Below are 21429 nucleotides of genomic sequence, written 5' to 3'. Positions count from 1 at the left end.
TAAGGTTTGCCGGCCCGAAAGGCGCTGCCTTTCCGCCCCAACGCTTTAACCCATGGCCGCAGCAGCAAAAGCCAAATCCGGTACGAAAGGAGTCGTCCGCCAGGTCATTGGCCCTGTGCTCGACGTTGAATTCCCCGCCGGCAAGCTGCCTCGCATCTACAACGCTCTGCGGATCGAGGGTAAAAACACTGCAGGACAAGAGATTGCTCTGACTGCTGAAGTCCAGCAGCTTCTTGGTGATCACCGCATCCGCGCAGTGGCCATGAGTGGCACCGACGGCCTGGTGCGTGGCATGGAAGCCCTCGACACCGGCGCTCCGATCTCTGTACCCGTTGGCGAAGGCACCCTGGGCCGAATCATGAACGTGCTCGGCGAGCCCGTCGACGAGCAGGGTCCCGTCAAAACAGACGCCACCGCTCCCATCCACCGCAGCGCCCCCAAGCTCACCGACCTGGAAACAAAGCCCAAGGTGTTCGAGACGGGCATCAAGGTGATCGACCTGCTGGCTCCCTATCGCCAGGGCGGCAAGGTCGGCCTGTTCGGCGGTGCCGGCGTGGGCAAGACCGTGTTGATTCAGGAACTGATCAACAACATCGCCAAAGAGCACGGTGGTGTGTCCGTGTTCGGCGGCGTGGGTGAGCGCACCCGTGAAGGCAATGACCTCTACGAGGAATTCAAGGACTCCGGCGTGATCAACGCCGATGACCTCTCCAAGTCGAAGGTGGCCCTCTGCTACGGCCAGATGAACGAGCCCCCCGGCGCCCGCATGCGCGTGGGTCTCTCCGCTCTGACCATGGCGGAGCACTTCCGTGACGTGAACAAGCAGGACGTGCTGCTGTTCGTCGACAACATCTTCCGCTTTGTGCAGGCCGGCTCTGAGGTGTCCGCTCTGCTCGGCCGCATGCCGTCCGCTGTGGGCTACCAGCCCACCCTGGGCACCGACGTGGGTGAGTTGCAGGAGCGCATCACCTCCACCCTCGAGGGTTCCATCACCTCCATTCAGGCCGTCTACGTCCCTGCTGACGACCTGACTGACCCGGCACCAGCCACCACCTTCGCCCACCTCGACGCCACCACCGTGTTGAGCCGCGGCCTGGCCTCCAAGGGCATCTATCCCGCTGTGGACCCCCTGGATTCCACCAGCACCATGCTCCAGCCCGCCGTTGTGGGCGATGAGCACTACAAGACCGCCCGCGCTGTGCAGTCCACCCTGCAGCGCTACAAGGAGCTCCAGGACATCATTGCGATTCTGGGTCTGGACGAACTCTCGGAAGACGACCGTCTGACCGTGGACCGTGCCCGCAAGGTTGAGAAGTTCCTGTCCCAGCCGTTCTTCGTGGCTGAGATCTTCACCGGAATGCCTGGCCAATACGTGAAGCTCGATGAGACCATCAAGGGCTTCCAAATGATCCTCTCTGGCGAGCTGGATGATCTGCCTGAAGCGGCCTTCTATCTGGTGGGCAACATCGATCAGGTCAAGGCCAAAGCCGAGAAGATCCGCTCTGAAGCCAAGGGTTGACCCCCTCCTTCCCCGTTTCTGAGGTTTTCAATCCATGGCCCTAACTCTGCGGGTGCTTTGCCCCGATCAGAACGTCTTCGACGGTCAGGCTGACGAAGTCATCCTGCCCAGCACCACCGGTCAGCTCGGTGTGCTTCCTGGTCACGTCTCCTTGCTCACCGCCCTCGATGTGGGTGTGCTGCGGATGCGTGATGGCAACCAATGGACCGCCATCGCCCTGATGGGTGGCTTTGCTGAAGTCGACGACGACGAAGTCAGCGTGCTCGTCAATGCCGCCGAGCCCGCTAGCGGCATCAACGCTGAAGAAGCCCAAAAGCAACTCAGCGAAGCTGAGCAGGCTTGGAGCAAATTTGATGGTCAGCCCAACAGTCCTGACAAGATCAAAGCCCAGCAAGCCTTTCAAAAAGCGCGCGCTCGCCTGCAAGCCACGAAGGCGAACTGAACGACACCACGTTCCAGTTCATCAACCATCAAGACGGCCTTCGGGCCGTCTTTTTTTGTGCTTTTTTTGGGAAAAATAGGCACAAAAAAACCGGGGCTTCAAGCCCCGGCTGGATTCAACACAACAACTGGACAACCAATCAGGCCGTACCGCAGAAGGTGACTTCAGGGAACTTGAGCTTGGCCTCATCAAGGCTCTTGCCTTTGCCTTCCTCCTGCCAGTAGTTGATCACCTCAGTGGCTTTATTGAGAACCTCAACGCGCTCGTTTTCGGTGATCCAGCTCTTGCTCTCCAGCACGCTTTTGAGAGTTTCCCAGGCGTCTTCACGGGGCCAGAAGAAGTAAGCGGTTAACGGGCTGGGGCCACCACCAACGATTTGGTCAACGGCCAGAGCAACGTTCTCAGGCAGCCAAAGGATCTTCAGCAGAAAGCGGCCTTCGTCAGCTTTCGGGGTGTAACCACTGGGGACACCATCAGCATCCACCGTGGAGCGGGCCAGATGCTCCGTGGCGGTCTTCATGCTGCCGGCAGCGGTGGAAGCCGTGCCTTGGCTTGCCTCCTCGCTTGGCGCAGCTGCGGTCTCGGTTTCAGTCACGGGGCTCGTTTCGGTGCTCAAGGGAGGTACAGCGAAAGACCTGGCGGGGCAGGCAAACGACTAACCTACCAGCCCCCGCATCACCACCCATCGCCCCAGCTGCTGTGGTGCTGTTCGACATCGACGGGGTGATCCGCGATGTCTCTGGCAGCTACCGCCGGGCCTTGGTGGAAACGGTGCATCACTACAGCAATTGGCGGCCCGATGCCGCCTGTGTGGATGCCCTCAAAGGCGAGGGGCGCTGGAACAACGATTGGGACGCCAGCTTGGAGCTGTTGCGCCGCCAAGGCGTGGCGTTGCCGCAGCGAGAGGCCTTGGTAGCGGTGTTCAGCGATTTTTATTTCGGCGGCGATCCCGATGGGGAGCCGTGCCAGTGGCAAGGGTTCATTGGCAGCGAGCCCCTGATAGTGGAACCCCACTTTTTTGAGCAGCTGAGTGCCAAGGGCTGCCGCTGGGGATTTGTCAGCGGCGCTGAGCCGCCATCAGCCCGCTACGTACTGCAGCAACGACTGCAACTGCAGCAGCCACCGCTGATTGCCATGGGGGATGCACCCGACAAACCCGATCCCACCGGATTGATCCGCCTCAGCGACCAATTACGCCCAACCCCCGAAACCCCCGTGCTCTATCTCGGCGACACGGTTGCTGATGTGCAAACCGTGATCCAAGCCCGCCAGCAACGGCCTGAGCAGCCCTGGCTGAGCCTGGCGGTAGCGCCTCCCCACCTGCATGGCCAAACCCAGGCGCGGCAGGCCTATGAACAGCAACTGCTGCAAGCCGGTGCCGATCACATCCTGGGCAGCACCCCGGAGCTGCTTTTTTTCATTGATCAGCTGACAATTCCCCAAAGCTGAGGTCACTGTGTGAAGGACAGCTGTCCTTCCCCCATTGCGTCGCCTGCGCGTACTGCTGCCTGAGCTCTCGACGCTCTCGCTGGGAGCGGGTGTGTTGGCGCTCCTGAGCTTCACCGGGGTCTTGGAGTGGCTCCTGGCGGGCAACGCCAGCACCATCGTGTTGGGCCTGATCCTGCTGGGCAGCGTCGTGGTGGTGCTCTCACTGCAGGTGGCCCGCCAGGCGGAACTATTGGCGGAAGAGTTGGGTGAGCCCTTCGGGACGCTGGTGCTCACCGGCTCGGTGATCGTGATCGAGCTGGCCTTGATTGGCAGCACGATGCTCACGGGGGAATCGAATCCAACCCTGGCGCGGGATTCGATGTTTTCGGTCTTGATGGTGGCCCTCACCGGCATCACGGGGTTGTGCATGGGCCTCACCTCCCGCATGCAGAAACAGAACCGTGATCAACCCATGCGGGTCGAAGACCTAGCGGCCACGAACACGGCCGGAGCGATGGTCTACTACAACCTCATCGGCACGATGAGCGTGCTGGTGCTGATCATTCCCAACTTCAGCAACGACAGCCCTGAAGGCAATTTCAGCCTGCCGCTGAACATCGTTCTCTCGGTCATCTCCGTGGTGGTTTACGGGCTGTTCCTGTTCAACCAAACCGGCGCCTACCGCGGCTTCTTCATGGAGATGTTTGCCGAAGAAGGTGGTGATCCCAGCAGTCGCCATCACGCCGAGCTGGAAGGGGGCCCCTGGCAGGCCGCAGCCCTGCTGATGGGAACCCTGGCGATCGTTGTGGTGATCGCTGAATCCATGGGTCAGCTGATTGAGCGCGGGGTCAATGAGTTGAACCTGCCCAGCTCCCTAGCCGGCATCCTCGTGGCGATGCTGATCCTGCTACCGGAGGCCTTCAATGCGATCCAAGCCACGCTGAAAGGCAAGTTGCAGCGGGCCCTCAACACCCTCTACGGCTCGGTGCTCTCCACCATCAGCCTCACAGTTCCTGCGGTGCTGCTGATCGGTGAAGCCACGGGCACCAAGGTGATCTTGGGGTTGGAGCAATACGAAATGGTGCTGCTCACGCTCACCTTGTTTCTGCTGCGCCCCCACAGCCGCGTGCTGGGCAGCGAAGGGCTGATGTTGCTGGTGGTGTTTCTGTTCTGGTTCGTGCTGGAGCTGGTCTGAAGTCAGCGCTCCATCGCTTCCACACTCTTGAGGGCAGTGGCGGTCAGCACCTCAGCGCCGCCATTGACCACAGCCACATCGTCTTCGATGCGAATCCCGATGCCTTTCCAGCGCTCCTCAATGGCGGGCTGCCCCTCAGGAACGGGCAGGCGATCGCTGATATAGATGCCGGGTTCCACCGTCAACACCATGCCGGTTTCCAGGCTCACCGGGTGGTCCCCCAGCCGGTAGGCGCCAACATCGTGCACATCCAGGCCCAGCCAGTGGCCGGTGCGGTGCATGTAGAGATGGCGGTAGGCGTCTTGCTCGATCACCGCATCAACGCTGCCGCGCAGCAGCCCCAGCTCCAACAGGCCTTCCACCAGCACGCGCACGGCGGTGTCATGCACCGCCTCTGCTGTTGATCCCGGCGACACCTTGGCAATGGCCGCCTCTTGGGCTGCCAAGACCAAGCTGTAGAGGTCGCGCTGCTCAGGGCTGAAGCGACCATTGATCGGGAAGGTGCGGGTGATGTCGCCGTTGTAGTAGTCGCGCACTGAACAACCCGCGTCGATCAGCAGCAGGTCGCCATCGTTCAGCGGGGCGTTGTTGGCGGTGTAGTGAAGGATGCAGGCGTTATCCCCACCCGCGACGATCGAGGGGTAGGCAAAACCGCGGCTGCCACTGGCGAGGAAGTGCTGCTCCAAGTTGGCTCGCACCTCAGCCTCGTTTTGTCCCGGCTGCACCAGGGCGCGGACGCGTTCGTGGGCTTCGGCGCTAATCCGGCAGGCCTGGCGCAGTCGGTCCAATTCCGCCGCGTCCTTGCGCAGGCGCATCGCATGCAGGATTGGGCATGGGGCCGTGAGCTGCCGCATCGCTTCACCCGTGCGTGTGGCGCGATCGAGCTGGTTGCCCCAGCAGCGCAGCACCAGCTTTTCGAGATCGGGGTGACGGCCCACCCGAAAACAAATTCCCTCAGCCCCTTGGAGGTAGTCGGGAAGCAGCGCCTCGAGCTGCTCCAAAGGATGGGCCACATCGGCCCCAAATTCAGCCACCGCCCCTTCGGTACCCCAACGGAAACCATGCCAAACCTCAGCCGTGGGGTCTTTGGCGGGCACAAACAGCACAAAGGAGTTGCCTGGCCGATGGGGAAGGAACAGGGCCACAGCCCCCGGCTCATCGAACCCGGTCAGGTACCAAAAATCACTGTCCTGACGGAAGGGGAACTCCACATCGGCGTGATGTTGCATCAGCGCCGCCGCAGGAATCACAGCGGCCTGCCCCTCGAGTGCATCAAGGAATTGCTGGCGCCGGTGGGCGTAATTGATCGGCACGGGGTCTGTCGGGCCTTGGTGCAGGCGGTTAAATGAGTGTGTCAGGTTGGCCCGCCGCCGGGTGCAGTGAGCGATTTCCTCCTTTTAGCGGGCCTGGTGGTCATCCTGCTGGCAGGTTCAGCCCTGTGTTCTGGCGTTGAAGCGGCCCTGCTCACAGTGAGCCCCCTGCGGGTGCACGAGATGGTGGGCCGCGGGGTCAAAGGGGCTCAGCTGCTGCAAAACCTCAAGGGCCGCCTGGCCAGAGTTTTGGTGATGTTGGTGATCACCAACAACCTCTTCAACATCTTCGGCAGCCTGATGTTGGGCGCCCTAGCTGCTGTGGTCTTCAACCACCACGGCCTGCAGGGAACCGCGCTAACGGTGTTCTCGTTCAGCTTCACCGTGCTGGTGATCGTGCTGGGGGAAATCGTGCCGAAGGCCTTTGGCACCCGCACCGCCGCCAGCACCGCCTTGCTCGCAGCACCCGCTCTGGCGCTGCTTCTGAAGCTGGGCACGCCACTGGTGCTGCTGCTCGAGCGGTTGATGCCAGCGCTGAGTGAGGAAAACGAGCTCACCACCGATGAAGGCGAGATCCGTTTGCTCGCCAGGCTGGGATCCCAAAAGGGGCGCATCGAGGCTGATGAGGCCGCAATGATCGCCAAGGTGTTTCAACTCAATGACTTAACCGCCAGGGATTTGATGCTGCCGCGGGTCTCGGCCCCAACACTCAATGGTTCAACGCAACTCGACGAGCTGCGTGATCTCTTGCTCAGCGACGACTCCCCCTGGTGGGTGGTGCTCGGAGAGGAAGTTGATGAGGTGCTGGGGGTGGCCAGCCGCGATCAGTTGCTCACAGCGCTGGTGCAAGGCCGCGGACACGCCACCGCCGCCAGCGTCTCGGAGCCGGTGGAATTCGTGCCTGAGATGATCCGCGCTGATCGGCTGCTCACCAGTTTTCGCCGCAGCCGCGATTCGGTGCGTGTTGTGGTCGATGAATTTGGTGCCTTTGTTGGCCTGATTGGAGCTGAAGTGGTGCTTGCTGTTCTGGCGGGCTGGACCCGTCCCCGGGTGGAGCCGCAAGCCTGATGGACAAGCAGCGCAGCACCACCATTACCCGCGCCCTGATCCAGTGGCGAGACGGACTGCAGCTCAGCCGCCGCGAGCAATCGGTGCTGGGACCCGAGCTTCAAGGCCTCGACCGGCAGCTGCAGCGCTTGCAACAACGGCAGCTGCGTCTGGCCGTGTTCGGCCGCGTTGGGGTGGGCAAAAGCAGCTTGATCAACGCCTTGATTGGCGATGAAGCCCTTGCCACCGATGTGGCCCATGGCAGCACCCGGCGCCAGCAAACCGTGGATTGGCACCGCCAATGGGGTGATGACGGCCAGCTGCAACTGGTGGATACCCCCGGCATTGATGAGATTGCGGCTCCGGCCAGGGAGCGCCTGGCACGACGGGTGGCCACCGGCAGCGATCTGGTGGTGATGGTGATCGATGGCGACATCAGCGCGCCGGAACTGGCGGCCTTTCAAACCCTGCAAGACAGCGGCAAGCCTGTGGTGCTCGTGGCCAACCGAGCTGATGCCTACAGCCGCTTGGAGCGGCGCCAACTCACAGGCACCATCCAGCAGCGCTGCGGCCGTGATGAGCCTCTGCTGTGGGTGGCCGCCGCGCCACGGCGGCCGGTGGTGCTAGCCGATGGCCGCGTGCGCCGCCAAGCCGCTGCCCCGGAATTGGGAGCGCTGCAGCAGCACCTCCATGAGCTGCTGAACACCCACGGGGAATTGCTGTTGGCCCTCAATAGCCTGCGCGCCGCCGACCACTTCAGTGCGCGCCTGTTGGCCTGGCGCCTGGACCAGCGCCAGCAGGCCGCCCAAGCCTTGATTGGCCGCTGCGCCAGCATCAAAGCGGCAGGCCTAGCCGCTAATCCACTGATGCTGCTGGATTTAGCCGGCAGCGCTGCGGTCGATAGCACCTTGATCGTGCAACTGGCCCAGCTCTACGGGGTGCGGCTACGCGGCCCCTCCGCTCGGCGGCTGCTGCAACGGGTCGGACGCCAGAGCTTGGTCATTGGCGGTGTGCAGTGGGGATTGCAAGGGGCCTTGAGCCTGATCAAACAGGTGCTGCTGATGGCGGCACCGTTTAGTGGCGGGCTCAGCCTGGCCCCGGCTGCGCCAGTAGCCCTGGCGCAAGCCGCCCTTGCGGTACACGGCACCCGCATCACCGGCCGCGAAGCCACCCGTCAATTGCTGCTCTCTGCCCACCGCGGCCCTGCCAGACCAGCGAGCATGCTGCGGCGCTTGCAACGGGCCGATCCCCAAGCCCAACGCTGGCTGGCCCACCACCAGAGCTGGAGCCCCGAAGTGGGGTTGCCATGAGCTCCCAGCTGGCGCTGTTTGGCACTAGCGCAGACCCGCCGACGGTGGGACATCGCGCCGTGCTGGCGGGGCTGATGCAACTCTTCCCGCGGGTCTGCACCTGGGCCAGTGACAACCCGTTCAAGCAACACGGTGCCCCCCTTGAGGTGAGGGCGGCCCTGCTGGGAGCTGTGGTCAACAGCCTCACCGAGCAGTCCTGCAGCGATCGGCTGCAGCTGCGCCAAGACTTCAGCAGCCGCCGCGCCATCGACAGCATCGAAGCGGCCCGCGGCTGTTTCCCCAATGACGATCTGGTGTTTGTGGTGGGAACGGATCTGGTGGCACAAATCCCCAGCTGGTATGCCGTTGAGGCCTGGCTGCCCAGCTGTTCGATCGCCGTGGTGCAGCGCCAAGGCTGGCCGCTGCAAGCCGGCGAGCTCGAGCGGCTGCAGGCGCTATGCCCGCACATAGCGCGGCTGCCCCTAGAAATTCCAGCCGCGGCGAGCTCCTCAGTGCGGCATCACCCCAACCCCGAACTGGTCCCCAGCGAGTTGCTCACAGACTTGGCGCAGCAAAACCTTTACGGTTTCAGCACCGACGACCTCCCCTGTGCGGATCGCACTGATCCAATCCAACCCGCTGGTCGGTGATCTGCAGGGCAATCGGCAACGCCTGCAGCAGCAGTGCCTGCAGGCTGCCGAAGCTGGAGCCGAACTCGCCTTAGCCCCTGAGCTCGCCCTCTGGGGCTATCCACCCCGTGATCTGCTGCTACAGCCGGCCTTGCGGCAGCAACAAGACCGCCAACTTGATCAGCTCAGTGGCGCCTTGCCGCCAGGGTTTGGGCTGCTGCTTGGGGTGGTTGAAACGAGTGGCCAGAGGCTGTTCAACGCCATGGCCCTGGTGGAGCGCAGCGGCTGGCGCTTGGTGGCGCGCAAACGGCTGCTGCCCAGTTACGACGTCTTCGATGAACAGCGCTATTTCCACAGCGGTGATCAACCTGCGCTGCTGAGCTGGGGCGGTCAGTGCCTTGGGCTGACCCTGTGCGAAGACCTCTGGGTTGAACCCAAAATCAGCGGCCGCAGCGCCCCGCTGTGCGATCCAATCGCTGAGCTTCAGCCCCTCAAACCCGATCTATTGATCAACCTCTCGGCGTCCCCCTTTGGCCAGGGCAAAGCGGAGCGTCGCCGTCAGCTGGCGGGGGCCGCCCAACAGCGGTTGGGATGCCCAGTGCTCTACGTCAATCAGGTGGGGGGAAACGACGAACTGGTTTTTGATGGCAACAGCTTTGTGCTGGATGCCACTGGGGCGTTGCAGCAGCAATTGCCCTGCGGGGAGAGCGCGCTGCAGATTTGGGACAGCCAGGCCGCCGGGAGTCCAACCCCACCGGAGCCCCTGAGCCCCGAGGCCCAGCTCTGGCGCATGCTCGTGCTGGGGGTGCAGGACTACGCCCGCAAATGCGGCTTCCGCACAGCCTTGCTCGGGCTCAGTGGCGGCATTGATTCGGCCCTGGTGGCAGCCCTAGCCGTGGCCGCCCTTGGTAGCCGGCAGGTGCGGGCCCTGTTGATGCCATCGCCCTACAGCTCGGAAGGATCGCTGCAGGATTCGCTGGCCCTCGCCAATCGGTTGAATCTGGCCACCAGCACGGTGCCGATTGAGCCCTTGATGCAGCAATACGACGGCAGCTTGAACCCAGCCCTGGGGCAGAGACCTGAGGGCATTACCGCCGAAAACCTGCAATCGCGGATCCGCGGCACCTTGCTGATGGCCGTGGCCAACAGCGAGGGCCAACTGCTGCTGGCTACGGGCAACAAATCCGAGCTGGCCGTTGGCTACTGCACGCTCTACGGCGACATGAATGGCGGCCTGGCCGTGATCGGGGATCTCTACAAAAGCGAGGTGTTTCGGCTGACGCGCTGGCTCGATAGCCCGGCCGCTGCCGGCGAGCGGCAACGCTGCGGGCTGCCAGCCGGCGGGCCCGTCATCGGGGGCGCAATTTTGAACAAGCCCCCCAGCGCCGAGCTGAGACCGGATCAAAAAGACAGCGACTCCCTGCCCGACTACCCCTACCTCGATCGCCTGCTGCAGCGCTTTATCGAGGAGCATGCCTCGCCTGAAGAGCTCATCGCCAGCGGTGAGCCGAGCGATGCCGTGCAGCGGATCTGGCGGCTGCTGAAACGGTCAGAATTCAAACGACGCCAAGCCGCACCGGTGCTCAAACTGAGTGCCCGCTCGTTTGGTTGCGGTTGGCGCATGCCAATCGCCGCCAGCACTGGCGCCGGCGGCTAGGAATCGCCAGGCTGATAGCAGAACCAACCCACCATGGCCGCTCCCCAACCCGCCGCCTCGATGAGCAGCATCGGCATTCCTCGGGAGATCAAGCCCGATGAGCAGCGGGTGGCTCTCACCCCCGATGCAGTGCGCGAGCTGGTGAGCATTGGTTTGGAGGTGCGGATTGAGCAAGGTGCTGGCCACGGAGCTGGCATCGATGACGCCAGCTTTGCCGCCGCCGGCGCGGCGATGGTCTCCAAAGAAGAGGCTTGGGGCGCTCACCTGGTGGTGAAGGTGAAAGAACCACAGCCGGAGGAGTTCGGCTTCTTGCGCCGTGACATGGTGCTGTTCACCTACCTGCACCTGGCGGCCTACCCCGCTGTTGGCAAGGCCCTGCTGGAGAGCGGCTGCACCTCGATTGCCTACGAAACGGTGCAGCTGGAGAACGGCAGCCTGCCCCTGCTGGCTCCGATGAGCGAAATCGCTGGGCGGCTGGCCACCCAAGCGGGGGCCTATCTGCTGGAGCGCCCCCATGGCGGTCGCGGCGTGCTGCTCGGCGGCTGCACCGGCGTCAAACCAGCCCGGGTGGTGGTGTTGGGCGCCGGCACCGTGGGCTGGAACGCGGCGCGCGTTGCAGCAGCCATGGATGCCGAGGTGCTGCTGCTGGATCGCTCCCCCCAGCGGCTACGCAATCTGGAAGTCGACCGGCGCGGACGGCTGGTCAGCTTGGTGAGCAGCCGCGGCTTGATCGAACGGGTGATCCCCACCGCTGATCTGCTGATCGGTGCGGTGCTCACCCCGGGCGGGCGGGCCCCAACCCTGGTGGATGAAGCGCTGGTGCAGCAGATGCGCCCTGGCTCGGTGATCGTCGATGTGGCCATCGATCAAGGCGGCTGCATCGCCAGCAGCGAGGAGACCACCCACACCGAACCGGTGATTGAAAAATTTGGCGTGCAGCACTACGCCGTTGGCAACATGCCTGGTGCTGTTCCGTTCACCTCCACCGAAGCGCTGGTGAGCGTGACGCTGCCCTACATCGTCACCATTGCCGGACGCGGCCTGAGCGAAGCGGTGACCGAGCGCCCCGAGCTGCTCTCCGGGCTCAACACCGTTGAAGGGGCCGTGTGCCATCCCGGTGTTGCCCGGGCCCTCGATGTGCCGCCGCGCCACCCCATGGCCTGCCTGCGCTAAGCAACGTGAATTAACGGCTGCTGAGGGGAAAGAAGAGATTCATCGCATCGTTCTGGCTTGGCCAAATCTCTGGATACACCAGGCGAGCACCCCGCCCGGCGCCCGTGGCCTTTCATCAAGCGGTGATTCCAACGCCCAGCGAAGATCTGGCGATTGATGTTCTAAAAGCCGCTGGCCTGAGTCCGGAATACCACCCGCAACTGCCCACCTTGATCTACGCGAGCGAAAGCTTTCGCCGCGGACTCAAGCCCAACCAATACGTCACGGTGATCTGCGACTGCTCCGATGCCGACAACCTGGGGGAATCTCTCCTGCAGGTGCGCAGCCATGAATTAATGGCCCAACGCAACACCCGCTGCGAGCAGATCTTCAACCAACTGCTGACGCACCTCAGCCCGCGCTGAGCGGCCGCATCAACGCCCGGGGGTCCAGTCCCTCGCGCCAAGCCAACACCAATCCAGCCGCGGAGCTGTAATCAGCCGCTGGCACCACATCAAGATCCAAGGCAGCGCCATCCACCTGCAACAGGCTGGAGTTGCTGCGCACCGCAACGATCGGGATGCCGCGATCGGCGCAGGCCAACACGGTTTCCCCGCCCAGGGCACCAGCGGGGGCCACCACCGCGCCCACCTGATCAATCGCCAGCTCCTGCGGGCGCCAGGGATCAGAGGCAGCGCAGAGATCAGGCGCCCGGCTCAGCCCCACCAGCACGCAGGGCAAAAAGGTGTGGCCCAACTCCTCAGCAGCAGCGCGCGAATCGAGCTCGGTCATGGGCTCGAGCGGCGCCAGGGCGGGGGCATGGGCACACGGGATCTGCAGCTCCCGCACTAGCAAATGACTGATCACCGCCTCAGCCCCAGCCAACGCATCCACACCACTGCCGCTGCGGTAGGCCTGCAGGGCATCGCTGCCGTTGTCATCAGGGAAACGCGCCACCACCGCAATCGCTGTGGCGCCCGCTTGCTTCAGGCGTGAACCAGCCCGCAGCAGCGCACCAGGCTGCTCGAGCTGGCCCCAGCTGCTGCCGCTGGAGGCCTGGCTGAGCCTGACGCCGAGGGGCTGATCGCTCACCAGCTCTGGGCCGATCTCCAAGCCCAAGGTGGCCCGTGCACCATCCAGCACCTGGCGATGGCGCAACAGCAGCTCGGGTTCAATGCCGGCATCGAACAGCACCCCAATGCGCTGGCGGCGCTGGGGCCGCAGCCGCAGCGAGCCCTTGGCGAAGGCATCCAGGCTCCAACCCTCCACGTAGTGGATGCGGGGGTCACTCCAATAGAGCGCCGCCCCATTCATCACATTGGGATGGGTGATCAGGCAGTCGCTGGCGGCAGCCAGCAGCCGCGCCACGGGCAAGGCATCACCCGCGAAGCCCCCCTGCTCGCAGCCGATTCCTGTGGGAATCACCAGCAGCGTGGGCAGCGGTTCGCTCACACCAGCAGCACGGCTTCCAGCCGCAACCATTGCCCCTCAGGGCGCTGCTCAGCCGCTGTGATCGCCCAACGCAAGGGCTCACCATGGGCAGCCAAGGCCTGGCGGCACGCCGCCACACGCCCTTGCTGCCAGCGCTGCGGCTCGATCACCAGTTCCAGCTCAAACGGCTGCAACCTCACTTTTGGTATTGACCAAATTGCGCCTCATAGAGCGCATCTTCCTGTCCGGCCAGCAGCTGCACATCACTGCGGGGCTGCGCCACACACAGCAAGGCAAATCCCCTCTGCCGCAGCTCCTCTTTGACACCCATGGCATCGGGCTGGTGCAACTCACCGGAACGAATGCTGGCGGCGCAAGTAGTGCACACGCCCGCACAACAGGAGCTGGGCAAAGTCAGATTGGCGGCCTCAGCCGCGGCCAAGACGGTCTGATCGCTTTGGCAAGGGAAGGTGTGCATTTGGCCTTCCAATTCCAATTGCACCTGAAAGGTGTCCGCCATCGCCATCAGTTGCTCAGCGGACCATCTTGACGCAACGAATCCCACTGGCTGGGGTGGGGCGCCAAATACTCCGGCGGAACGTCGCCCTGTGGTGCGGTGAGAGCCAAATCAAAGGCGACCGAAAGGCGTTCTTCATCGCTGCTGGTGTTGGCGGTCACCGCATGGTCGAGGGCAGCCGGGAACAGCAGCAACAAGCCAGCGGTTGGCGGAATATCGATCCAAGGGGCGTTCCAGTGTTGGGCGGCTGTTGAGTGCTGCTGCAACGGGCCGCCATGACCCACCGATAAACCCGGCACCAGCTCATTGAGGCTGTGGGGGGCAAACAAGCGCAGGCAACCACTGGCGCCAGTGCCATCGCCGGTGAGATAAACAATCGCGCTGAGATGGGCATTGGGGTGGTGATGCCGGCCAATGGCTTGCTCTGGCCCGCTCACCACAGGCCAGCTGCGTTGAATATGCAGCTCCACCTGGCTGTGATCAAAGCCCAGGGCGGCCACATAGGCGCGGGCGTGCTCAGCAACGGCAGCCACCAAGGGAGCAAACGCCTGGTGCTGGTGCAGTTGCCAGAGGCCATTGATGTCGCCGGTCCAGGCACAACCTGGTTCGGGATTGCCTTGCGCCTGGCCCCGCAGCTGGATCAGCTCCTGCATCCACTGGGCCAACTGCAACGGATCGAGCTGCAGCTGCACCCGGGCCAGGGCCAAGGGGAAAAGAGCTTGAAGATCCACGCCGGTGCTGAGCAAGCAGAGAGCAACCACAAAAAAACCGGCCCCAAGGGGCCGGTTTCAGCATGACGTGTTGGCTGAAGGTCAAGCCATGGCCGAAGCACCGCCCACCACTTCAAGGATTTCTTGAGTAATGGCCGCTTGGCGAGCCTTGTTGTAATCAAGGGTCAAGGCCTTGGCGAGGGCTTTGGCGTTGTCACTGGCGTTGTTCATGGCCGTCATCCGGCTGGCCAGTTCACTGGCAGCGGACTCCTGCAATGAGCGCAACACCTGGTTCTGCAGATACAGGGGCAGCAGCACATCCAGCAGCTGGCTGGGGCTCTGTTCAAACACCAGGTCCGACTTCAGCTTGTCCTCCTGGTTGGCGGCGCTGCTGCGCTCGACACCCAGTTCGCCTTCTTTGGTGACGAAACGGAAAATCTCGTCGTCAGCGCTGGCAATGCCCTGGGGATCCAGCGGCAGCAGGGTCTGGGACACGGGCTTGGTGCTGACCAAGTTGATGAACTTGGTGTAGATCAGCTCAACGCGATCGGTGGCACCACCAAGGAATTCAGCCTGAACCGCATCGGAAACCTGCAGGGCATCGGTGGAGGTGGGCAACTGATCCAAACCGGTGAAACTCGCCGTAATCGGGTAGTTGCGGTTTTGGAAGTAAGTGTCGACCTTGCGGCCAACCGTGATCAGAGCCACCTCATAACCCGAGGCCTTGAGCTCAGCGAAGCGCTGTTCGGTGCGCTTGATGATGTTGGCGTTGAAGCCACCGCAGAGACCGCGGTCGCCCGTCATCGCCACCAAGGTGATGTGACGGGGATCGCGCGCTTGAAGCAGAGGAGTGTCTGCCGACTCCAGGGCAATGCGGCTTTGCAGGCTTTCCAGCACGCGGGCCAGGCGGTCTGCGAAGGGGCGACTCCGCAGCACCAGGTCCTGGGCACGGCGCACCTTTGCCGCAGCCACCAGGCGCATGGCCTCGGTGATCTTGCGGGTGTTCTTGACCGATTTGATCCGGTCGCGGATCTCCTTCAGGTTCGCCATTGATCCGACCTCAGGCTGCGACCAGCAGTCCGGAGACCACCTGCTTGATGGCGTCCTTGAGGATGGCCTCAGAGGATTCGCTCATCACCTTCTCGGTCTGGATGGCGTTGATGAACTCAGGCTTGCTGGTCTTGAGGTAATCACGCAGTTCGCGGACGAACTCGGTGACCTTCTCAACGGGCAGCTCATCAAGGAAGCCCTTGGTGCCGGCGTAAACGATGGCCACCTGCTCAGCAAGCAGCAGCGGGCTGAATTGGGCTTGCTTGAGCAGCTCGCGCAGACGCTTACCGCGACCCAGCTGGGCTTGGGTAGCAGCGTCGAGATCGGAAGCGAACTGGGAGAAGGCCGCCAGTTCATCGAACTGAGCCAGCTCCAGCTTCAAGGTGCCAGCAATCTTCTTGATCGCCTTGGTCTGGGCAGCACCACCCACCCGGCTCACGGAGATACCCACGTTGATGGCAGGGCGCAGACCGGAGTTGAACAGGTCGGAGCTGAGGAACACCTGACCATCGGTGATGGAGATCACGTTGGTGGGGATGTAAGCCGACACGTCACCGGCTTGGGTTTCGATGATCGGCAGGGCCGTCATGCTGCCTTTGCCCATGGCATCGGAGAGCTTGGCGGCACGCTCCAGCAGGCGGCTGTGGCAATAGAAGACGTCGCCGGGATAGGCCTCACGGCCGGGCGGGCGACGCAGCAGCAGAGACATCTGGCGGTATGCCTGGGCCTGCTTGGTGAGGTCGTCGTAGATCACCAGGGTGGCCTTGCCCTGGTACATGAAGTGCTCAGCAATGGCGGCGCCGGTGTAGGGAGCCAGGTATTGCAGTGAGGCGGCTTCCGAGGCGCCAGCGGCCACGATCACGGTGTAGTCGAGAGCGCCACGCTCACGTAGCACTTCGGTGACCTGAGCCACGGAAGCGGCTTTCTGGCCAATGGCCACGTAGACGCAAACCACGTCTTCGGACTTCTGGTTGATGATCGTGTCGATCGCGATCGCGGTTTTGCCGGTCTGGCGGTCACCAATGATCAACTCGCGCTGGCCACGACCGATGGGGATCATCGCGTCGATGGCGGTGATGCCTGTCTGCATCGGCTCGTGAACCGATTTGCGCTGAATGATTCCAGGCGCGGGGTTTTCGATCAGGCGGGTATCGGTGCTGGCGATCTCACCCTTGCCGTCCATGGGCTGACCCAGGGGATTGACCACGCGGCCAAGCATGGCTTCACCAACGGGCACCGAGGCGATCTTGCCGGTGGCCTTCACGGTGCTGCCTTCCTGGATCCCGTAGCCCTCACCCATCAGCACGACACCCACGTTGTCGTCTTCGAGGTTCAGGGCGAGGCCTTCAGTGCCGTCTTCAAAGACCACAAGCTCACCGGCCATGACCTTGTCGAGGCCATAGACGCGAGCGATGCCGTCACCCACCTGAAGCACGGTGCCGACGTTACTGACAGAGACCGACTTGTCGTAATCCTCAATTTGCTGCTTGAGGATGGCGCTGATCTCGTCGGGACGGATGGAAACCATGGCTTGGAAGCGGTGAAGGGGGAAGGGGGAAGGGGATGGGGGTGATCAGGCCCGTGCCAGGGACAGGCCGAGTTGCCGCACCTGACCTCGCAGGCTGGCGTCGATCACTTGTGAGCCAAGGCGCACCACGAAACCGCCGATCAAATCGGGGTCAACGGACAGATCGATGTCTACCGCTGTGGTGCCGGCCACGGTCTTCACCTTCTCGGTGAGTTTGTCCTGTTGCTGCTCGCTCAGAGCAGTGGCCGAGGTGACGTAGGCCAGGGTGATGCCACGAAGCTCTCGGTAGAGCTCCAGGAATCGCTCCAGGACAGCGTCGAGCATGCCGATCCGCTGACGGTCGGCAAGCAGTTTGAGGAGATTGAGCATCGCCGGGCTGATGCTCTCGCTGAACAGGCTGTTCAACGCTTGTTTCTTGCCCTCGACAGAGAGCACCGGAGAGCGCATGGCGTCCTGCAGCTCCTGGCTGGATGACCAGGCGCTGAGCAGGGCTTTGGCTTCATCAGCCAGAGCATCGCTCTCTTTGCGGGATTCACCCACCTGCAACAAGGCGTCGGCGTAGGGGGTGGCAAGGGTGTTGAGCAGGGGCATGGCCTTATCCGAGTGCCTCGATGGAACGGTCAATCAGTTCGGCCCGCTTCGCATCGTTGAGACGCTTGGGCAGGGCAGCCAATGCCTTATCGATGGCCGTCCGCGCCGTTTCAGCGCGCAGGGCTTCAATCACACGGGCGGCTTCGGCGTTGAGGTTGGCGTTGGCATCTTGTTTGATGCGGGCCATCTCTTCGACCGTGCGCTTCTCGCCGTCCTCGCGGATCAGCTGAGCGCGCTGCTTGGCTTCGGCCAAGATTTTTTCAGCGGTGGACTTGGCTTGAGCCAGTTCACGCTGACCCTCTTCCAGGGCCTTGCTGGCGGTGACCAGACGCTCTTCAGCATCTTTGAGGTCCGCGAGGATCGCCTCGCGGCGACGCTCAAGGATGCCGCCGAGGAATCCCTTGAGGAAATACACCAGCAACGCGATCACGAGGACCAGGTTGATGAGGTTGGTCTCAAAGACGTTGAAGTTCAGGGCAAACCCGTGATTCGCCAGAACGAGAGGAAGTGACGTGGTCATCAGGCGGCCAGCAAACGGTCAACGATCAGGGAGCTGAGCTTGTCGGCTTGAGCATCGATGCCGGAGAAGGCCTTGGCCTTTTCGGCATCCACCTCGCCGCGAGCTTTCTCACGCACGCTGTTGGCTTCGCTTTGGGCAACAGCCAAGGCTTCACGGAAGAGGCGATCCACCTCTTCTTCGGCTTGTTGAATAACCGCAACCGATTGCTTGCGGGCATCCAGGAGCTGGGCCTTGAGCTCAGCCTCTAAACGCTCGGCCTGGGCCAATTTTTCTTTGGCCTGGGCGCGGCTGGTGCTGATGTAACCCTCACGGTCCTCCACTGCTTTGCCGACTGGGCGGAAAAACAGGGCGTTGAGGACGAAGGTGAGCACCACCACCTGGACCGCCATGAGGGGCAGGGTGGCATCGAGATCAAACAGACCACCCTTGGGGGTAGCTGCTTCGGCCAGCAGAAGCCAGCTGTGCATGGAACCTGAGGCGCTGGGACAGAGGAAAGGAAAGGGGATGGGGAGCGCTAGGGCGCTCCCAAGTCCTCAGATCAGCCGGCGAAGGGGTTGGCGAACAGGAGCACCAGTGCCACCACCAGGCCGTAGATGGTCAGCGATTCCATGAATGCCAGGGAGAGCAGCAGAGTGCCGCGAATCTTGCCTTCGGCTTCGGGCTGACGGGCGATGCCCTCAACAGCGCCGCCGGATGCGGTGCCCTGACCGATACCGGGGCCAATAGCGGCGAGGCCGACAGCCAGACCAGCGGCCACAACGGAAGCAGCGGAGGTAATGGAATCCATGTTGAGAGGAGTTATGGGGGGCGCTGCGGGAGCGCTGAGTGGGCGATGGGTGGGGTTTGTGACCCCATGGGCGCCTGGGACAACCCTTGAATCAGGGAAGGGCCCGGTCAGCAGCCGGACCTGCGCGCGAAGTGTTTAGCAGATCGCCGGGTTAGGGCGAAAGCCAAAGGGCTTAGTGAGCTTCCTCGTGAACGGCCTCACCGATGTAGAAGGCGGCGAGGGTCGCGAAGATCAAAGCCTGGATGGCACTGGTAAACAGGCCAAGGAGCATGACCGGCAGGGGCACAAGCAGGGGCACCAAGGAGGCCAGAACGGCCACTGCCAATTCGTCGGCAAGGATGTTGCCAAACAGACGGAAGGACAGGGACAGGGGCTTGGTGAATTCCTCGATGATCTTGAACGGGAGCATGATTGGAGTCGGCTCCACGTAGTACTCGAAGAACTTCAGACCCTTGTTGCTCAGGCCGGCATAGAAGAACGCCAAGGACACCAGCAGGGCCATGGCCACGGTGGTGTTGATGTCAGCCGTGGGCGCACCAAGTTCGCCGCTCGGCAGATGAACGATGCGCCAGGGGATCAGAGCGCCGCCCCAGTTGCTGACAAAAATGAACAGGAACAGGGTGCCGATAAATGGCAGCCAATCGCGGTAGACCTTTTCACCGATCTGATCACGGGCCAGATCACGCAGGTAGTCCCAGAGGAACTCCAGCAGGTTCTGGACTCCGCGCGGATCACGCTCCATCTTGCGGGTGCCAAGGACAACCACAGCAAGCAGGGCGCCAATAACGATCCAGGAGCTAAGAAAAACCTGACCGTGAATATTCAGATTGCCGATCTGCCAGTAGAGGTGGTGACCCACCTCGAGTTCGGCAAGGGGAAGGTGTAAGAGCACCGGGTCCTAGGCGTTTGAGGGCTTGGGATTGGATCGAAGATCCAAAGCGGTGGTGATGATCACCGCGGGTTTGTAGATCAGAAAACCGATCAGGGCTGGCAGCAGCTCAAGCAACGGCCAGCGGGTGGAGAGCAACACCAGAACCACGGGAACAAGCAATTGGGCTTTGCCCAATGACCTGCTCTGGGTTCCCAACTTCTCAACAGCACGGGAGAGAAGCAGGAGGTAGAGCCAACCAGCCGTGCAGCCAACCGCAACGCTCAACACGGTGGTTCCTGAGAACCAAACCGCACTGATCAGCACAGCGAAGGCTGCCAAGACCAGGGACATCAGCAGCGACCAACGTTGAAGACGTCGGTAGTCCGCCATGGGGTCAATGGTCATGGCCAAGGAAGCAACAACGCACCTGAGGAATGTGATCTCAAGGGTGTTGACGCCGCCAAGAGCCCGCGGAATCTATCACGTGAGTTCAGCGTCCCTTGGCGAGCAAAAGCACGCCTGCGGCATGCATCTCCCGAGCTGCTTTACAACGCTGCTGCGGCGTCAGTGTCAGCTCAAGGGTCCCCAGGTTCTGCTCAGGATTAACCGCCTGCATCAGGGCCAATTGCGCCTCACTGAGCTGCAGTGGCGCCATGTTGCGATCGAACAAATTCGGGCTTGGCCAGCCCCAGAGGCAGCGGCTACGCGTTCCGATGGCCGCCAGGAGCTCTTGTTCATCCGTCCACCCCTGGCGGGCGAGGGGCTGGTTGGAAAGGAAAAACTCCCAGTGGCTGATCTCGGGATCCAACGCCTCCATCAACAACCACTGCTGCTCTTGGGGCAACGCCTGGGCGCGCTCGAGCAGTTCACCCTGCAGCAAACGCCCGAGCTGCCACTGCTCTGGATTGCTGAAACCAAGGAAATGCAAATCAGCGGCGGCAACGAAGTCCCAGAGCCGGCGCAGGTCGTAACTGGTCTCCTGCGGATGCAAGTACATGTCCGCGAAATTGGGGTCGTGGGCGGTATCGATGGCCCAACGGGATTCATGGCGTTGGCGCAGGCGGTTGTCTTCGGGCAGCTCGCTCAAGAGAGCGCGTCCCAAACGCAGTCCGTCCTCGCCATAGCCAGCACCGAGCAAGCCCAAGGCGCGCTGCACCCGGTGGATCTCCCAGCGGCCGGCATCGGCATACAGAAATAGATGCAAGATGCCGCCTGGGGCGAGCAACGGCGCCAAGGCCTTCAATCCGGCCTGGGGATTATCGAGGTGATGCAGCACCCCAACGCTGTTGATGTGATCGAAGGGGCCTTCACCAGCTAGATCCAACAGGCTGCGCTGTTGAAACCGCACCGCGGCCTGCTCGATGGCGCCTGAGCGCTGGCAGCGCTCTTGGGCCATGGCCAGGGTTCCGGCACTGATATCGATGGCCAAAATCTCGGCACCTGGATTGAGGTGGGCGAGGTAATCGGTGCTGACCCCTGTTCCACAGCCCGCATCGAGGATCCGCAGGGTTTGGCGCTGGGGAGGCAACACGCCAGCACAGGAGCTGTAGGCATCGGCGTGGCTCCAGCGCCAGTTGTATCCAGGCGGTGGACCGTCTTGGATCGGATCGGCGGGGTAGGGGAAACGGTCGTAGAAGGCACTCACCACGGGGGTGGCGGAATCCGTGGGGTGGGGGCCTGGAGTCAACAGCCTGAGATCGGGCGCTTGGTGAGCCTCTCATCGCCGGCCTATCGACTGGATCAAGGCTGCAAACAT

The 21429-nt window shown here is 62.7% G+C and carries 25 protein-coding genes; 10 read left to right on the top strand and 15 right to left on the bottom strand.

Going from position 1 to position 21429, the window contains the following annotated elements; translation table 11 throughout:
• Positions 1-52: 52 nt before the first annotated feature.
• A complete protein-coding gene (gene atpD, locus SIB46_RS11770; protein ID WP_413296311.1) occupies positions 53-1519 on the top strand; it encodes a F0F1 ATP synthase subunit beta in 1467 nt (488 codons plus the stop codon).
• A 34-nt stretch (positions 1520-1553) separates the two neighbouring features.
• Positions 1554-1961, top strand: a complete 408-nt coding sequence (gene atpC / locus SIB46_RS11765) for an ATP synthase F1 subunit epsilon (RefSeq protein WP_011936278.1) — start codon at positions 1554-1556, stop codon at positions 1959-1961.
• A gap of 139 nt (positions 1962-2100) precedes the next feature.
• On the opposite strand, the gene SIB46_RS11760 is transcribed toward atpC, so the two are convergent.
• On the bottom strand, positions 2101-2556 hold the full coding sequence (locus SIB46_RS11760; RefSeq protein WP_413296310.1) for a 30S ribosomal protein PSRP-3: 456 nt from the start codon (positions 2554-2556) through the stop codon (positions 2101-2103).
• Positions 2557-2660: 104 nt separating this feature from the next.
• Between SIB46_RS11760 and SIB46_RS11755 the strand changes: the two genes are divergently transcribed.
• Both SIB46_RS11755 and SIB46_RS11750 read left to right on the top strand, forming a co-directional pair.
• Positions 2661-3410, top strand: coding sequence for a TIGR01548 family HAD-type hydrolase (locus tag SIB46_RS11755; RefSeq protein ID WP_413296309.1), 750 nt, complete (start codon positions 2661-2663; stop codon positions 3408-3410).
• A 34-nt stretch (positions 3411-3444) separates the two neighbouring features.
• Positions 3445-4584 carry a calcium:proton antiporter gene (locus tag SIB46_RS11750; RefSeq protein WP_413296308.1) on the top strand — a complete coding sequence of 380 codons (1140 nt, stop codon included), beginning with the start codon at positions 3445-3447 and terminating at the stop codon, positions 4582-4584.
• A 2-nt stretch (positions 4585-4586) separates the two neighbouring features.
• Here SIB46_RS11750 and SIB46_RS11745 read toward each other — a convergent pair whose 3' ends face one another.
• Entirely contained in the window at positions 4587-5897 is a 1311-nt protein-coding gene (locus tag SIB46_RS11745) for an aminopeptidase P N-terminal domain-containing protein (protein WP_413296307.1), read from the bottom strand.
• Positions 5898-5963: 66 nt separating this feature from the next.
• Here SIB46_RS11745 and SIB46_RS11740 point away from each other — a divergent pair, with 66 nt between their 5' ends.
• The 6 genes from SIB46_RS11740 to SIB46_RS11715 all read left to right on the top strand — a co-directional run bounded on the left by SIB46_RS11740 (position 5964) and on the right by SIB46_RS11715 (position 12093).
• Complete coding sequence (locus tag SIB46_RS11740) at positions 5964-6962, top strand: CNNM domain-containing protein (RefSeq protein WP_413296306.1); 999 nt, start codon at positions 5964-5966, stop codon at positions 6960-6962.
• Positions 6962-8251, top strand: coding sequence for a GTP-binding protein (locus SIB46_RS11735; RefSeq protein ID WP_413296305.1), 1290 nt, complete (start codon positions 6962-6964; stop codon positions 8249-8251). The genes SIB46_RS11740 and SIB46_RS11735 overlap by 1 nt, the downstream gene beginning before the upstream one ends.
• Positions 8248-8880: a nicotinate-nucleotide adenylyltransferase gene (locus SIB46_RS11730; protein WP_413296304.1), complete on the top strand. Its 633-nt coding sequence runs from the start codon at positions 8248-8250 to the stop codon at positions 8878-8880. The genes SIB46_RS11735 and SIB46_RS11730 overlap by 4 nt, the downstream gene beginning before the upstream one ends.
• Entirely contained in the window at positions 8840-10516 is a 1677-nt protein-coding gene (locus SIB46_RS11725) for an NAD+ synthase (RefSeq protein ID WP_413296303.1), read from the top strand. Before SIB46_RS11730 ends, SIB46_RS11725 begins: the two co-directional genes overlap by 41 nt.
• 33 nt (positions 10517-10549) lie before the next feature.
• Positions 10550-11689, top strand: a complete 1140-nt coding sequence (ald, locus tag SIB46_RS11720; protein ID WP_413296302.1) for an alanine dehydrogenase — start codon at positions 10550-10552, stop codon at positions 11687-11689.
• Positions 11690-11793: 104 nt separating this feature from the next.
• Positions 11794-12093, top strand: a complete 300-nt coding sequence (locus tag SIB46_RS11715) for a hypothetical protein (protein WP_413296301.1) — start codon at positions 11794-11796, stop codon at positions 12091-12093.
• Here the strand turns inward: SIB46_RS11715 and SIB46_RS11710 are convergent.
• The 13 genes from SIB46_RS11710 to SIB46_RS11650 all read right to left on the bottom strand — a co-directional run bounded on the left by SIB46_RS11710 (position 12080) and on the right by SIB46_RS11650 (position 21360).
• Positions 12080-13150 (bottom strand): DUF3326 domain-containing protein, encoded by a 1071-nt coding sequence (locus SIB46_RS11710; RefSeq protein WP_413296300.1) that lies wholly within the window; start codon positions 13148-13150, stop codon positions 12080-12082. The genes SIB46_RS11715 and SIB46_RS11710 overlap by 14 nt on opposite strands.
• Positions 13117-13299, bottom strand: a complete 183-nt coding sequence (locus SIB46_RS11705) for a hypothetical protein (protein ID WP_011936290.1) — start codon at positions 13297-13299, stop codon at positions 13117-13119. The genes SIB46_RS11710 and SIB46_RS11705 overlap by 34 nt, the downstream gene beginning before the upstream one ends.
• The gene (locus SIB46_RS11700; protein WP_413296299.1) at positions 13296-13625 is read right to left on the bottom strand and encodes a 2Fe-2S iron-sulfur cluster-binding protein; all 330 of its coding nucleotides are present in this window, start codon (positions 13623-13625) and stop codon (positions 13296-13298) included. The genes SIB46_RS11705 and SIB46_RS11700 overlap by 4 nt, the downstream gene beginning before the upstream one ends.
• A complete protein-coding gene (locus tag SIB46_RS11695) occupies positions 13625-14347 on the bottom strand; it encodes a TIGR02466 family protein (protein ID WP_413296298.1) in 723 nt (240 codons plus the stop codon). Before SIB46_RS11695 ends, SIB46_RS11700 begins: the two co-directional genes overlap by 1 nt.
• Before the next feature lie 81 nt (positions 14348-14428).
• Positions 14429-15376, bottom strand: coding sequence for a F0F1 ATP synthase subunit gamma (locus SIB46_RS11690; RefSeq protein ID WP_413296297.1), 948 nt, complete (start codon positions 15374-15376; stop codon positions 14429-14431).
• Between the two features lie 10 nt (positions 15377-15386).
• A complete protein-coding gene (gene atpA / locus SIB46_RS11685; protein WP_413296296.1) occupies positions 15387-16904 on the bottom strand; it encodes a F0F1 ATP synthase subunit alpha in 1518 nt (505 codons plus the stop codon).
• 45 nt (positions 16905-16949) lie between these two features.
• The gene (atpH, locus tag SIB46_RS11680) at positions 16950-17495 is read right to left on the bottom strand and encodes an ATP synthase F1 subunit delta (protein WP_413296295.1); all 546 of its coding nucleotides are present in this window, start codon (positions 17493-17495) and stop codon (positions 16950-16952) included.
• A 4-nt stretch (positions 17496-17499) separates the two neighbouring features.
• The gene (locus tag SIB46_RS11675) at positions 17500-18015 is read right to left on the bottom strand and encodes a F0F1 ATP synthase subunit B (protein WP_413296294.1); all 516 of its coding nucleotides are present in this window, start codon (positions 18013-18015) and stop codon (positions 17500-17502) included.
• Entirely contained in the window at positions 18015-18482 is a 468-nt protein-coding gene (locus SIB46_RS11670; RefSeq protein WP_413296293.1) for a F0F1 ATP synthase subunit B', read from the bottom strand. Before SIB46_RS11670 ends, SIB46_RS11675 begins: the two co-directional genes overlap by 1 nt.
• A gap of 71 nt (positions 18483-18553) precedes the next feature.
• On the bottom strand, positions 18554-18802 hold the full coding sequence (gene atpE / locus SIB46_RS11665; RefSeq protein WP_006851467.1) for an ATP synthase F0 subunit C: 249 nt from the start codon (positions 18800-18802) through the stop codon (positions 18554-18556).
• 172 nt (positions 18803-18974) lie between these two features.
• Positions 18975-19694: a F0F1 ATP synthase subunit A gene (atpB, locus tag SIB46_RS11660; protein WP_011936298.1), complete on the bottom strand. Its 720-nt coding sequence runs from the start codon at positions 19692-19694 to the stop codon at positions 18975-18977.
• A 6-nt stretch (positions 19695-19700) separates the two neighbouring features.
• Positions 19701-20078 (bottom strand): hypothetical protein, encoded by a 378-nt coding sequence (locus SIB46_RS11655; RefSeq protein WP_413296292.1) that lies wholly within the window; start codon positions 20076-20078, stop codon positions 19701-19703.
• An 85-nt stretch (positions 20079-20163) separates the two neighbouring features.
• Positions 20164-21360, bottom strand: coding sequence for a class I SAM-dependent methyltransferase (locus SIB46_RS11650; RefSeq protein WP_413296291.1), 1197 nt, complete (start codon positions 21358-21360; stop codon positions 20164-20166).
• Positions 21361-21429 lie beyond the last annotated feature (69 nt).

Origin of the sequence: Synechococcus sp. MIT S9452, from assembly GCF_047304245.1 — a bacterium.
In the GTDB taxonomy this organism is placed as follows: domain Bacteria; phylum Cyanobacteriota; class Cyanobacteriia; order PCC-6307; family Cyanobiaceae; genus RCC307.
The sequence above is the reverse complement of the archived record's forward strand: the minus strand, read 5'-3'. Positions and strand labels throughout refer to the sequence as shown.